This is a genomic window from Aeromonas sp. FDAARGOS 1419 (assembly GCF_019047045.1).
Taxonomy (GTDB): domain Bacteria; phylum Pseudomonadota; class Gammaproteobacteria; order Enterobacterales; family Aeromonadaceae; genus Aeromonas; species Aeromonas veronii.
The window spans coordinates 3,016,029-3,027,809 of sequence record NZ_CP077209.1; the positions used below are offsets into that span (position 1 = coordinate 3,016,029).

Annotated in this window: 12 protein-coding genes and 1 pseudogene; 5 read left to right on the forward strand and 8 right to left on the reverse strand. The window is 61.3% G+C overall.

Annotated features, from left to right (window positions below; all coding sequences use genetic code 11):
* Positions 1-28: 28 nt before the first annotated feature.
* Positions 29-1,093 (reverse strand): recombinase RecA, encoded by a 1,065-nt coding sequence (recA, locus tag I6L49_RS13640; protein WP_005348744.1) that lies wholly within the window; start codon positions 1,091-1,093, stop codon positions 29-31.
* An 80-nt stretch (positions 1,094-1,173) separates the two neighbouring features.
* Positions 1,174-1,665, reverse strand: a complete 492-nt coding sequence (pncC, locus tag I6L49_RS13645) for a nicotinamide-nucleotide amidase (protein ID WP_216949740.1) — start codon at positions 1,663-1,665, stop codon at positions 1,174-1,176.
* A gap of 322 nt (positions 1,666-1,987) precedes the next feature.
* On the opposite strand from pncC, the gene mutS reads away from it, so the two are divergent.
* On the forward strand, positions 1,988-4,507 hold the full coding sequence (gene mutS / locus I6L49_RS13650; protein WP_216951655.1) for a DNA mismatch repair protein MutS: 2,520 nt from the start codon (positions 1,988-1,990) through the stop codon (positions 4,505-4,507).
* A gap of 76 nt (positions 4,508-4,583) precedes the next feature.
* Here mutS and I6L49_RS13655 read toward each other — a convergent pair whose 3' ends face one another.
* Positions 4,584-5,447, reverse strand: a complete 864-nt coding sequence (locus I6L49_RS13655; protein WP_139434991.1) for a patatin family protein — start codon at positions 5,445-5,447, stop codon at positions 4,584-4,586.
* Positions 5,448-5,510: 63 nt separating this feature from the next.
* On the opposite strand from I6L49_RS13655, the gene I6L49_RS21110 reads away from it, so the two are divergent.
* Positions 5,511-5,639 (forward strand): hypothetical protein, encoded by a 129-nt coding sequence (locus tag I6L49_RS21110; protein ID WP_270905472.1) that lies wholly within the window; start codon positions 5,511-5,513, stop codon positions 5,637-5,639.
* 86 nt (positions 5,640-5,725) lie between these two features.
* Here the strand turns inward: I6L49_RS21110 and I6L49_RS13660 are convergent, their stop codons facing one another.
* The 3 genes from I6L49_RS13660 to I6L49_RS13670 form a co-directional block, all read right to left on the reverse strand.
* A complete protein-coding gene (locus tag I6L49_RS13660) occupies positions 5,726-6,625 on the reverse strand; it encodes a hypothetical protein (RefSeq protein ID WP_216949741.1) in 900 nt (299 codons plus the stop codon).
* A 74-nt stretch (positions 6,626-6,699) separates the two neighbouring features.
* A complete protein-coding gene (locus I6L49_RS13665) occupies positions 6,700-7,389 on the reverse strand; it encodes an LrgB family protein (protein WP_005341581.1) in 690 nt (229 codons plus the stop codon).
* Positions 7,382-7,783 carry a CidA/LrgA family protein gene (locus I6L49_RS13670; RefSeq protein ID WP_216949742.1) on the reverse strand — a complete coding sequence of 134 codons (402 nt, stop codon included), beginning with the start codon at positions 7,781-7,783 and terminating at the stop codon, positions 7,382-7,384. The genes I6L49_RS13665 and I6L49_RS13670 overlap by 8 nt, the downstream gene beginning before the upstream one ends.
* Before the next feature lie 134 nt (positions 7,784-7,917).
* Between I6L49_RS13670 and I6L49_RS13675 the strand changes: the two genes are divergently transcribed.
* Complete coding sequence (locus I6L49_RS13675) at positions 7,918-8,802, forward strand: LysR family transcriptional regulator (protein WP_216949743.1); 885 nt, start codon at positions 7,918-7,920, stop codon at positions 8,800-8,802.
* Here the strand turns inward: I6L49_RS13675 and I6L49_RS13680 are convergent.
* Together I6L49_RS13680 and ybaK are read right to left on the reverse strand one after the other, a co-directional pair.
* Positions 8,796-9,680 (reverse strand): transporter substrate-binding domain-containing protein, encoded by an 885-nt coding sequence (locus I6L49_RS13680; protein WP_216949744.1) that lies wholly within the window; start codon positions 9,678-9,680, stop codon positions 8,796-8,798. The genes I6L49_RS13675 and I6L49_RS13680 overlap by 7 nt on opposite strands.
* A gap of 184 nt (positions 9,681-9,864) precedes the next feature.
* Positions 9,865-10,329: a Cys-tRNA(Pro) deacylase gene (gene ybaK, locus I6L49_RS13685; protein ID WP_216949745.1), complete on the reverse strand. Its 465-nt coding sequence runs from the start codon at positions 10,327-10,329 to the stop codon at positions 9,865-9,867.
* Positions 10,330-10,544: 215 nt separating this feature from the next.
* On the opposite strand from ybaK, the gene I6L49_RS13690 reads away from it, so the two are divergent.
* Positions 10,545-10,973 carry a GNAT family N-acetyltransferase gene (locus tag I6L49_RS13690; protein ID WP_216949746.1) on the forward strand — a complete coding sequence of 143 codons (429 nt, stop codon included), beginning with the start codon at positions 10,545-10,547 and terminating at the stop codon, positions 10,971-10,973.
* Positions 10,973-11,548: pseudogene (locus I6L49_RS13695) on the forward strand (GNAT family N-acetyltransferase). The gene I6L49_RS13690 and the pseudogene I6L49_RS13695 overlap by 1 nt, the downstream one beginning before the upstream one ends.
* The last annotated feature ends 233 nt before the right edge of the window (positions 11,549-11,781 follow it).

Consider the following 11,781-nt stretch of genomic DNA (forward strand, 5'->3'; position numbering starts at 1 on the left):
GGGTATCTACCCGGCCTTCCTTTGTTCCTTATTCGAACTCTTGTTCGCTTTCGGCATCGAACTCGTCTGCCTCAACCGGTGCAGCCTTGTCATCGACAGGCACTGCGCCGGAGAGCAGCAGCTCGCGCAGGCGGGCTTCCACTTCGCCAGCCATTACTTTGTTCTCGGCGAACAGCTTCATCACGTTGGCCTTGCCCTGGCCGATCTTCTCGCCGTTGTAGCTGTACCAGGCACCGGCCTTGTCGATCAGCTTGTGCTTGACGCCGAGATCCACCAGCTCGCCCTCTTTGGAGATACCGGCACCGTAGAAGATCTGGAATTCAGCCTGCTTGAAGGGCGGGGCCACCTTGTTCTTGACCACTTTGACGCGGGTCTCGTTACCGACCACTTCGTCGCCTTCCTTGATGGCACCGATACGGCGGATATCCAGACGCACGGAGGCGTAGAACTTGAGCGCGTTACCACCGGTAGTGGTCTCCGGGCTACCGAACATAACGCCGATCTTCATCCGGATCTGGTTGATGAAGATGCACAGGCAGTTAGCGTTCTTGATGTTGGCAGTCAGCTTGCGCAGCGCCTGGGACATCAGACGGGCCTGCAGACCAACGTGGGAATCACCCATCTCCCCTTCGATTTCCGCTTTCGGCGTCAGGGCTGCCACGGAGTCGACGATGATGACGTCAACCGCGTTGGAGCGAACCAGCATGTCGCAGATCTCCAGCGCCTGTTCACCGGTATCCGGCTGAGAGATCAGCAGGTCGTCGACGTTGACGCCCAGCTTGGCAGCATAGATAGGGTCGAGGGCGTGTTCCGCATCGACGAAGGCACAGGTTTTGCCTTTCTTCTGGGCTTCCGCGATCACCTGCAGGGTAAGGGTGGTTTTACCGGAAGATTCCGGGCCGTAGATTTCGACGATACGGCCACACGGCAGACCGCCGATCCCCAGAGCCACGTCCAGCGAGAGGGAACCGGTAGAGATGGCTTCGATATCCATGGTCTTGCTGTCGCCCAGACGCATGATGGAACCTTTGCCGAACTGCTTTTCAATCTGACCCAGCGCAGCCGCCAGTGCCTTCTGTTTGTTCTGATCCATGCCAATCTCCGCTGGAAATCGTGAGTAAGAAGTGAAGTTGGGCTAAGTATACTGTCTATTCATACAGTATCAAGCCCAATTTATCTGAGCAGGGCCAACAGACCCGACAAGGCCTGTCTCACCGCCTGCTGGCGTACCTGTCGGCGATCTCCGTCGAAGCGGGCCAGCAGGGAGTGGTGACGGCCATTGCGGTCGGCCCAGGCGAACCAGACGGTGCCGACCGGCTTGCCTTCGGTGGCGCCGCCGGGGCCGGCGATGCCGCTGATGGCAACGCTGATGGAGGCAGACGAGTGCGCCAGCGCGCCGCGGGCCATCTCCAGCACCACCGCCTCGCTCACCGCGCCGTGCCGCTCAAGGCTCTCGCTGCTCACCCCCAACATCTGCTGTTTGGCCTCGTTGGTGTAGGTGACAAAGCCGCGATCGAACCAGCCGGAGCTACCCGCGATGTCGGTGATGGCCGTAGCCACCCCACCGCCGGTACAGGATTCGGCGGTCGCCGCCAGCCAGCCCCGTTGACCGAGGGCCCGTCCCAGCTCGATGGCAAGGTGCTCTATCTCTGCATCCAGTTTCATCACGACTCCTTCTGATCCGCTCAAGAGGCACATTATGCGATCCCGCTAGCGCCGCCCGCAACCACGGCAGACCGCCCTTGCCTGCCGCAATGTGAGGTGCCGCACCTGTGTCATGCCTTCAATAGTGCAGAGCAACCGCGCCAGGAACACCCGCTCCCCCGGCGCGGCGCTTATGTGTAGAATGGCACCATCAAGCTCAAGGCTCATCACCGCAGACACTGGCCCACAGAGGCCCCTTCTGGAACAGAACATGACCGCACAACACCAAGCCAGCGGCGCCACAAGCTCCGCTCCCGGCGCAAATCTGAGCGCCCACACGCCCATGATGCAGCAGTACCTTGGCCTCAAGGCCGAGAACCCGGAGATCCTGCTGTTCTACCGGATGGGCGACTTCTACGAGCTGTTCTATGACGATGCCCGCAAGGCCTCCCAACTGCTCGACATCTCCCTGACCAAGCGCGGCCAGTCGGCGGGCAGCCCCATCCCGATGGCGGGGGTGCCCTATCACGCTATCGAAGGGTATCTGGCCAAGTTGGTGCAGCTCGGCGAGTCGGCCGCCATCTGCGAACAGGTGGGGGATCCCGCCACCAGCAAGGGGCCTGTGGAGCGCAAGGTCATTCGCATCATCACCCCGGGTACCGTCTCCGACGAGGCTTTGCTCAGCGAGCGACAGGACAACCTGATCGCCGCCGTCTATCACGATGGCCGCCGCTTCGGTTACGGCACCATGGACATCGGCTCCGGCCGCTTCTTCATCAACCAGTTCGAGAAAGAAGAGACCCTGCTGGCTGAGCTGCAGCGCACCAATCCGGCCGAACTGCTCTACCCGGAATCGTTCGAATTCCTGCACCATATCGAGGGTCGCCGCGGCCTGCGTCGCCGCCCGGAGTGGGAGTTCGAGCTCGGCACCGCCCGCAAGCTGCTCTGCCAGCAGTTCGGCACCCAGGATCTGGTGGGCTTTGGCGTCGACAAGAGCGAGACCGCCCTCTGCGCCGCCGGTTGTCTGATGCAGTACGTCAAGGACACCCAGCGCACCGCCCTGCCCCACATCCGCAATGTGCGCCTCGAGCAGCCGGATCACGCCGTCATCATGGATGCCGCCACCCGCCGCAATCTGGAACTGACCCAGAATCTGGCCGGTGGCTATGAAAATACCCTGGCCGAGGTGCTGGATCGCACCGCCACCCCCATGGGCAGCCGTTTGCTCAAGCGCTGGATCCATCAGCCGATCCGCGATCGGGTGATCCTCAAAGGTCGCCAGAGCACCATCAAGGAGATCATCGAGCAGAACCTCTACGACGAGCTGGGTAACCTGCTGCGTCAGGTGGGGGATGTGGAGCGGGTACTGGCGCGCCTCGCCCTGCGCTCGGCCCGTCCGCGCGACCTCACCCGGCTGCGTCAGGCCTTCGCCCAGCTGCCCGAGTTGCAGCGCCTGCTGGCGGACAACGAGCACGAAGCGGTGCAACAACTGGCCGAGCGTGCCAGCACCTTCCCCGAGCTGCTCGACCTGCTGGAACGTGCGGTGATGGAGGTGCCGCCGGTACTGATCCGCGATGGTGGCGTCATCCGTGACGGCTTCAATCAGGAGCTGGACGAGCTGCGGGATCTCGCCAACGGCGCCACCGCCAGCCTCGCCCGCATCGAGGAGCGGGAGAAGCTGCTGACCGGCATCAACACCCTCAAGGTGGGTTACAACAAGGTGCACGGCTTCTATATCGAGGTGAGCCGCGCCAACAGCCATCTGGTGCCGGCCCACTACATCCGCCGTCAAACCCTCAAGAACAACGAACGCTACATCATCGATGAGCTGAAGAAGTACGAGGACAAGGTACTCACCGCCCAGTCCCAGGCGCTGGCGCTGGAGAAACGGCTCTACGAAGAGCTGCTCGATGCCCTGCTGCCCCACCTCGGCGATCTGCAGGATTCCGCCGCCGCACTGGCGGAGCTGGACGTACTGGCCAACCTGGCCGAGCGGGCCGAGACCCTCGACTATCGCTGCCCGACCCTCATCGATGAGGATCAGATCCTGATCGAGTCGGGCCGCCATCCGGTGGTTGAGCAGGTAATGACAGATCCCTTTATCGCCAACCCCATCCGGCTGGAGCGGGAGCGGCGGATGCTGATCATCACGGGTCCCAACATGGGCGGTAAATCGACCTACATGCGCCAGACCGCGCTGATCGTGCTACTGGCCCATATCGGCGCCTTCGTGCCGGCCGACAGCGCCCGCATCGGCCCCATCGACCGCATCTTCACCCGCATCGGGGCATCGGACGATCTCGCCTCCGGCCGCTCCACCTTTATGGTGGAGATGACCGAGACCGCCAACATCCTCAACAACGCCACCGCCCGCAGTCTGGTGCTGATGGACGAAATTGGCCGCGGCACCAGCACCTACGACGGCCTCTCGCTGGCGTGGGCCTGTGCCGAACAGCTGGCGAGCAAGATTGGTGCCTACACCCTGTTCGCTACCCACTACTTCGAGCTGACCCGCCTGCCCGAGCTGATGAGCGGGCTGGCCAACGTCCACCTGGATGCGGTGGAGCACGGCGACACCATCGCCTTTATGCACGCGGTACAGGAGGGGGCGGCCAGCCGCTCTTACGGTCTGCAAGTGGCAGCGTTGGCAGGGGTGCCGAAATCGGTGATCCAGCAGGCCCGTCACAAACTGCATGAGCTGGAGAGCGCCACTCCGGTGGCCGCAGGTGAAAGTCGCCCGGCTCCGGCGACTCTCGCCCCGCAGCCTCATCCGGTGGTGGAAGAGCTGGAAGCAGTGCGCCCGGACGAATTGACCCCCCGTCAGGCCCTCGACCTGCTCTATCGCCTCAAGCAGATGCTGTAAGCACTGGCTGCCGCACAAGCACGCAAAAGGGGAACCGCGAGGTTCCCCTTTCTATATTCAGCACCCGGCAAAGCAGTCAGGCCACCGCTCGCGCCTCTCCACGGGCCCGCAGCAGGCTCTGGCGCCCCTGCCAGTAACCCTGCAGATAGCCGGACTCCAGCTTGACCGGATCCTGGGTAAAACGGGAAACCATGAAATCGGCCGGTGGCGCGATCACCTCGATGTCGCAATCGGCAGGGGGATTGGCGATGAAATCGAGTGCCCGGTTGTAGGCGCGATCCCGCTCAAGCATGGCTTGTGCCAGTGCAGGCTGGGTTTTCAGCAAGGCTTTGACCATCCAGCAGAAACGGGCCGGCTTCTTGCGATATCCCCAGGGTTCCGACAGCACCACCGTCATCCGCCGCGCCCCGCGCCGATAGGCCTCGATCACCGGAATGGAGTCGCTGATGCCGCCATCGGCCATCGGGCGACCATCGACGCAGGGGGTATCGTGCTGCACCACCGGCAGGGCGCAGGTGGCGGTCAGCACCTCATCCATGTTGTCGGGCCGCACCGGCAGATAGATGGCCTTGCCGCTCGCCACATCGGTCGCCACCGCGTAGAAGGGAATGTCGCGGGCGCAGAAGGTGTCGAGATCGAGCGGGAAGCGATGGCGACTGGCCTGCCACAGCCAGCCGATATCCACCAGATCGCCCCCTTTGACGAAACGCAGGGGATCGAGAAACCGGGAGCTGCAAGCCAGCTCGGTGATGATGTGGTGGCTGCGGCGCGGCTGCTCGCTCAGATAAGAGACCAGATTGGTGGCACCGGCCGAGACGCCCATGACGAAATCGAACGGATAGTGATGGCTTTCCACGAAGGCATCGAGCACGCCGCTGGCAAAGATGCCGCGCATCGCGCCCCCTTCGACAATCAGGGCACAAGAGTGGGGATTAAACATAACAAGGCTCCGTCAGCTGTAATACCTGCCGGGATCGATCCCGGCCCAGTGATGGACGCCTTCATGCAGAACATCAAGACGCCGCAGCAGGACGATTCAAGCTCACTCGCACAAGCCAGAAGCAGTGCAAGGGCAAACCTGAACCGTGAAGCGACCACCAGTATATGCAGCGCACCAACCTTCAAAAAATGAATTTAAATAATAAAAAACATGCCTTTTTGGCATGATTAAGCGCATCGGTAGAGACGGCCCTTTATCCGCTAACAACACCATCAGGATCAAGGCAGCCCGGGCCCGAACGTCCCGTCGACGGGGTTGTAGTGGTAGGCCCGATAATCAAAGTCCACCTGATCAAGGCGCGGATTGGCCAACTCGAACAACAGGCGCCTGGGGAGCTGCGCCTGCTCGAGGGAAGGTTTGAAGTGGCGCAGCCAGAGCTGTTGCAGCGAGCCATCCCGCCACGCCAGCTTGAGGCCGACCGAGAGGCGGCGGATGGCGGCCTGATTATCCTTGTGGGTGTAGAAGAGGTGGAGGAAGGGATAGTGCAGCGCCACTCGCCGATCCACGGTGAGACCGGGCAGATCACTGTGCTGCTCCTGCTCGATAAAGAGCTCGTTGGCACCGCGGCAGAAGAGGTCGATGCGACCGCGAGCCACCAGCTTGAACAGCCGCTCGTAACCATCGATCTCCTGCACCTTGAAACCGGCCTGACGCAGGATCTCCGCATCCTGCCAGCCACGCCCCTGCCCGTGCAGAAATTGCTGCAGCTCGGCCAGGGTATTGACCCTTGCCACCGCATCGGCCTGCTGCGGACTGACAAAGCAGATGCGATAACCGAGGATGCCCAGCTCCACCGGAAAACGGACGTAATCCAGCGCTCCGCTCTCTGCGGCCGGACGCAGACTGTCGGCCACAAACAGATTGGGGTATTGCTGAGTCTGCACAATCTGTCGCATCCGGATACGGTTCATCGGCGGCGCGGTTCGCAGCTCGTAGTCACCGAAGCTGTCGCGGGTCTTCTCCAGCGCCAGCTGCAACAGATCGCGAAAATAGAGGGTACGCAAGTCCCGATCGCTCTCGGGGCTGATATGAGTGATGACATCGCTCGCCCGAAGGGGAGTGGCAAGAAGTGAGAGGCTGCACAGCAGCAAGCAGGAAGCGAGGCGATGAAAGGTCATACTGCTCATCCCGGAAATACAGGCTCACTAGAGTGTAGCGCCGGGACGAGCCGTCTTCTAAAGGGAAGCCAGGCCTACCAGAACATCCGGCCCAGCAGGGGTGCCAGCAGCACGGTCACCATACCTGCGATCATCATCACCATGCTGGAGACCACTCCCTCCTCATTACCCATCTGATAAGCCCTGGCAGTTCCAGCGCCGTGGGCCGAGGCGCCAAACCCCGCCCCCTTGCCGAGACGGCTGCGAATGGCCAGCACGGTGAGCACGCTCTCCCCCACCGCCATGCCGATGACACCGGTGAGCACCACAAACAGCGCGGTGAGGTCGCTCTGACCGCCGATGGCGCGGGTCGCCTCCACCGCAAACGGCGTAGTGATGGATCGCATCGCCAGACTGCGTTGCAACATGTCGGAGAGATCCAGCCAGCGGGCCAGCAGCACTGTACTCCCCACCGCCATGATGACCGAGGCGACCACCCCTACCGACAACGACAGCCAGTGGCGACGAATGAGCTGGCGGTTCTCGTAGACCGGCACCGCGAAGGCGACGGTGGCCGGGCCCAGCAGCCAGAGCAGCCAGTGGGATTCCGCCATGTAATCCTGATAGGGGATGTGGAACAGCAGCACCACGGCCACCAGCAGGGTCGGCGCCAGCAGCAGCGGCATCAGCGGCAGAATGCGTTTCTTGCCATAGAGCCATTTGCTGGCGTAGTAGAAGAGCAGGGTGAGGGCGAAACAGATCAGCCCGAGCAGGGTATCAGACATGACGGCGACTCCGGCGGGCCAGTTTCAGTTCGAGGCGGTAAACCCGATCCACCACCAGCGCCGTGCTGCCGAGCACCAGCGTGGTGCTCACCAGCAGCACCACCATGATGCGCCACCCCTCTTGCAGCAGCAGTTCCTGATAGTTGACCACCGCGACTACGGCGGGCACGAAGAAGAGCAGCATCTCCGCCAGCAGCCAGCGAGCCCCCGCGCTGAACCACTCGGCCTTTACCACCCCGAGCAGGATGCATGCCAGCAGCAACAGCATGCCGGTGAGGTTGGCGGGCAGCGGCAGATGGAGGGTACGCACCGCGGTATCGGCCAGCAGCCAGATGGCTGCCAGCAACACAATCTGGAAGGGAGTCTGTAACCAGCGCAAGCAGAGGGCTTTCATGATCATCGTCTTTCTGTGAACCGGCTCACAGTATAGAGTTGAGCAAAACCTGCCAGAAATGAATTAAAATTATCAAATTCATGCCGCATAGGCATACTTCATCCCGCACCCGCCAACACGAGTCGAGAGAGTCCATGGATATTCGCGCCCTGCGCTATTTTGTCGAACTGGTGCGGGAAAAAAGCTTCACCCGCGCCTCTGAAAAGCTGTTCGTCACCCAGCCCACCATCAGCAAGATGATCCGCAATATCGAAGAGGAGCTGGGCCAACCCCTGCTCAGCCGGGAAGGACGCCGCTTCACCCTGACCGACAGCGGCCAGGTGCTGTTCAACCGTGCCCAAACTATCTTGGCGGAGATGCAGCAGCTGGAGGCCGAACTGGCGGATCTGCAGAGCCTGCAACACGGTCGCCTCACCCTTGGTATTCCCCCCATGGTAGGTCACGTCTATGCGGATCTGATCCGCGCCTACCGCACCCGCTATCCCAAGGTGGAACTGACCCTGGTGGAGTACGGCGGTCGCCGCATCGAACAGGCGGTGCTGGAAGGAGAGCTGGATCTCGCCATCACCATGCTGCCGACCAAAGAGGGGGGCGCCCTCAGCGCGCTGGAGCTGGATCAATACCCGATCCGGGTAGTGCTGCCTGATCAACCCCGCTGGCATGGCGAGGCGCCGCTGCGGCTGGAGTCTCTGCAGGAGGAGCCCTTCCTGCTCTATACTCAGGCGTTTACCCTGAGCGAGCGGCTGGAGCAGGCGTGTCAGGAAGCTGGCTTTGTGCCGCAGGTGGCAGCGCGCAGCAGCCAGTGGGATTTTCTCACCGCCATGGTACGCAGCGGCATGGGGGTCGCCTTCTTACCGGAGCCGGTCTGCCACCGGCTGACCCCGGATGGTCTGGTGCTGCGGCCGCTGGAGCCCGAATTGAGCTGGCGACTCGGGGTGATCTGGCCGAGCGAGCGCTATCTCTCCCGCACCGCCGAGGCCTGGTTGGCCCTCTGCCGCCAGCGGCAGGCACCTCAGTAATCGCCGAAGCGATCGGTCTGCGGATTGTAGAAGTAGGGGCGGAAATCGAAGCTGATCCCGTCGAGGAAGGGGTTATCCAGTCGCAGCAGTCGGCGCTGGGAGAGCTTGGCAAAGGCGATGGCCGGGCCAAAGCTCTTGCGCCACAGCGCCTGTAGCGAGCCATCCTGCCACGCCAGCTGCAACCCCCGCTCGACCCGCTGCAGCGCCTCGCGATTGTTGGGATTGGTGTAGAAAACCCGGGGCAGCGGGTAGTAGATCAACAATGCATCATCCACCAGCAGGTCCGTCATCTCCTTGTGGGTCAGCTGCTCGCTGCGCAGCTCGCTCACCCCGCGGCAGAAGAGATCGAAGCGGCCCCGCGCCACCATTTTGAACAGCTTTTCGTACCCCTCCACTTCCACCACCTCCATCCCGGCGTAACGCAGGATATCCACATCCAGCCACCCCTTGCCCTGACCGAAGGTGAACTGGCGCAGCCCCTTGAGGTCGGTCACTTTGCTCACCGCCGCCTTTTGCTGCGGGCTGACAAAACAGATGCGGTAGCTGACGATGCCCAGATGGATGGGAAAACGGACATAGGCGAGCCCCAGATCCTCGCGGGTGCTGCTGTAGCTGTCCATTACAAAGAGGTTGGGATAGCTGTCGAGCTGCATGCTGAGCCGCTCACGCGCCTTGGTCATGGGCGGTGCAGGCTCCAGCAGATAGTCGCCAAACTGGTCGCGGGTCTTGTCGAGGGCGAGCCGCAGCAGCTCCCGATCATAAGTGGTGCGCGGATCCCGCTCGCTCTCCGGGCTGATATAGGTAAACCGGGTGGCCGCCTGTCCGGTCAGCGACAACATGCAGAGCAGAGCGACGGCCAGCAGATGCAGGGGTGACATAAACCGCGCCTTGGCTGAAGGGGTTCTTTCAGTGTAGCCCCTGATCGTGGCCGCCCCACCTTGGCGCGGCCTGTGCGAGGATAAGCAACATGACAAACAGGGGGACGCGGGCAGATATCCTCACGAGTCACATCGCCTCCGGGCCACCACAGGCCCGGAAGGCAGGTTCACACCGTGCCCGGCACTACTCTTCGCCGATGGGAGCAGCGATCCACTTCATCAACGTCAGCATATCCTGCGGCGCCACCCCTACCGAGAGACCGCGCTTGCCGCCGCTCACCAGGATCTCGTCAAACTGCAGCGCCGACTCGTCGAGCACAGTGGGCAGCAGTTTCTTCTGGGCCAGCGGGCTGATGCCGCCCACCTTGTAGCCAGTCAGCTTCTCCGCTTCCGCCGGTTTCATCATCTCCACCTTCTTGAGACCAGTCGCCTTGGCCAGCTGCTTCAGACTGCACATGCCGGATGAGGGAACGATGGCCACCACCGCCTGCTTGTCGTGATGGACAACCAGAGTCTTGAACACCTGCGCCTCCGGCAACCCGAGCTGGGTCGCGGCATGCTTGCCGAAATCATCGTGGGCTTCGCACTCATAGGGGTAGAGCTTGTGGGGGATTTTGAGCTTCTTCAGCAGGTTGATGGCAGGAGTCATGATGGTTGCCTTGAATCGAATCGCATAAAAACAAGGCCAAACAGTCTGCGCCTCACTCTGGGGTGATGCAAGGGGGATGGAAGTTGCAAGGGCCATTGACTGGCCGCCATACCATGCACGCTTGGTGGCGAGCGACCAGAGCACTTGACCAGACAGAGTCCAAACGGGTATTGCTTTAACCCTTTGCCGCCACAACCCATACCGCAGGAGCCCATATGCAACTCACCCCACCCCAACCGCCTCAGGACGATGATGTTGAAGCGCTGCGCATTGGCCTGACGGGCTACAACGTAAGCCAGGCAGGCCCTCAACTGTTCGAACTTCGGCGCGAGCGGATCGCCAGCTTTATCAAGGATAAAGAGGGCAAGGTACACGGCGGCATCATCGCCGACATCAAGTGGGGCTGGCTGCATGTCGACTGGCTCTGGATCGACGAAAGCATCCGCCGCGACGGCTGGGGCGGCCGCCTGCTTGGCGCCATGGAGCAGTACGCCCAAAGCAAAGGCATCACCAACTACCATCTGGAAACCACCAGTTTTCAGGCCCTCCCCTTCTATCAGAAGCAGGGTTACGAGGTCTTTGGCCAGCTGCCCGATATGCCGCCGGGGCATATCAGTTACTTCCTGAAAAAGCAGGACAAGTGATGACACTCCCGCGCCTTGCCAACACCAGACTCGTGATCCGCCCGTTCGAACCGGGCGATGCCGACGAGTTTGTCCGCGCAGCCCACGAATCCATCGAGACGGTCGGCAAATGGATGAGCTGGAGCTCCCCTTCATTTAACCGGGAAAGCGCACTGGAGTGGTTTGCCAGCTGCGATCAGATTGTGCGGCGGGACGCGCCTTTGACATGGGTATCTTCTGCGCCACCACCGGCCAACTGCTGGGTGGCGCCGGTATCAACCTGCTGTCGCCCCATCATCGCTACGGCAATATCGGTTACTGGGTACGCCAATCTCGCCAAGGCTGCGGCATCGCCCGTCAGGCGGTCGCCCTGCCCCGTGACTTTGGCTTTCAGCAGTTGGGACTATTTCGGCTGGAGATCGTGATGGGGGTTGGCAACAACGCCAGCGAAGCTGGTTGCCATCGCTGCCGGGGCTACCTTTGAGTGCCGGGCAAGAAATCATATCTTCCTTGATGGCCAGCCACTCGATGCACATATTTACTCACTTGTTCCAACCAATGGGTGGGTCATGATGCTATCTTTTTTCCACAAATAACTCTCTTTAGATAAGATCCATCACCTTATTTTATTGATATGACCTCTACATTTCTGATTTCATAGTGTGATGAAAATAACATAATCATCACTGGCTTATTGATTAGTTTGGTTTTTTTGTTTACTTTCCTATGAGAAGGGGCGAGAGTTTAACTTTCTGCCGTTAATCTGCGGTGGTCATTTTCATGTTTCTTTTTCCCGGTTGCGCTTGTCACAGTTGTCACCGGTCGATGG

Coding starts and splice junctions, on each gene's coding strand:
- ybaK (WP_216949745.1), bottom strand. CDS start 10,329: ATGACTCCTGCCATCAACCTGCTGAAGAAGCTCAAAATCCCCCACAAG.
- I6L49_RS13680 (WP_216949744.1), bottom strand. CDS start 9,680: ATGTCACCCCTGCATCTGCTGGCCGTCGCTCTGCTCTGCATGTTGTCG.
- I6L49_RS13660 (WP_216949741.1), bottom strand. CDS start 6,625: ATGACCTTTCATCGCCTCGCTTCCTGCTTGCTGCTGTGCAGCCTCTCA.
- I6L49_RS13670 (WP_216949742.1), bottom strand. CDS start 7,783: ATGAAAGCCCTCTGCTTGCGCTGGTTACAGACTCCCTTCCAGATTGTG.
- recA (WP_005348744.1), bottom strand. CDS start 1,093: ATGGATCAGAACAAACAGAAGGCACTGGCGGCTGCGCTGGGTCAGATT.
- I6L49_RS13655 (WP_139434991.1), bottom strand. CDS start 5,447: ATGTTTAATCCCCACTCTTGTGCCCTGATTGTCGAAGGGGGCGCGATG.
- I6L49_RS13675 (WP_216949743.1), top strand. CDS start 7,918: ATGGATATTCGCGCCCTGCGCTATTTTGTCGAACTGGTGCGGGAAAAA.
- mutS (WP_216951655.1), top strand. CDS start 1,988: ATGATGCAGCAGTACCTTGGCCTCAAGGCCGAGAACCCGGAGATCCTG.
- pncC (WP_216949740.1), bottom strand. CDS start 1,665: ATGAAACTGGATGCAGAGATAGAGCACCTTGCCATCGAGCTGGGACGG.
- I6L49_RS13690 (WP_216949746.1), top strand. CDS start 10,545: ATGCAACTCACCCCACCCCAACCGCCTCAGGACGATGATGTTGAAGCG.
- I6L49_RS21110 (WP_270905472.1), top strand. CDS start 5,511: ATGCAGAACATCAAGACGCCGCAGCAGGACGATTCAAGCTCACTCGCA.
- I6L49_RS13665 (WP_005341581.1), bottom strand. CDS start 7,389: ATGTCTGATACCCTGCTCGGGCTGATCTGTTTCGCCCTCACCCTGCTC.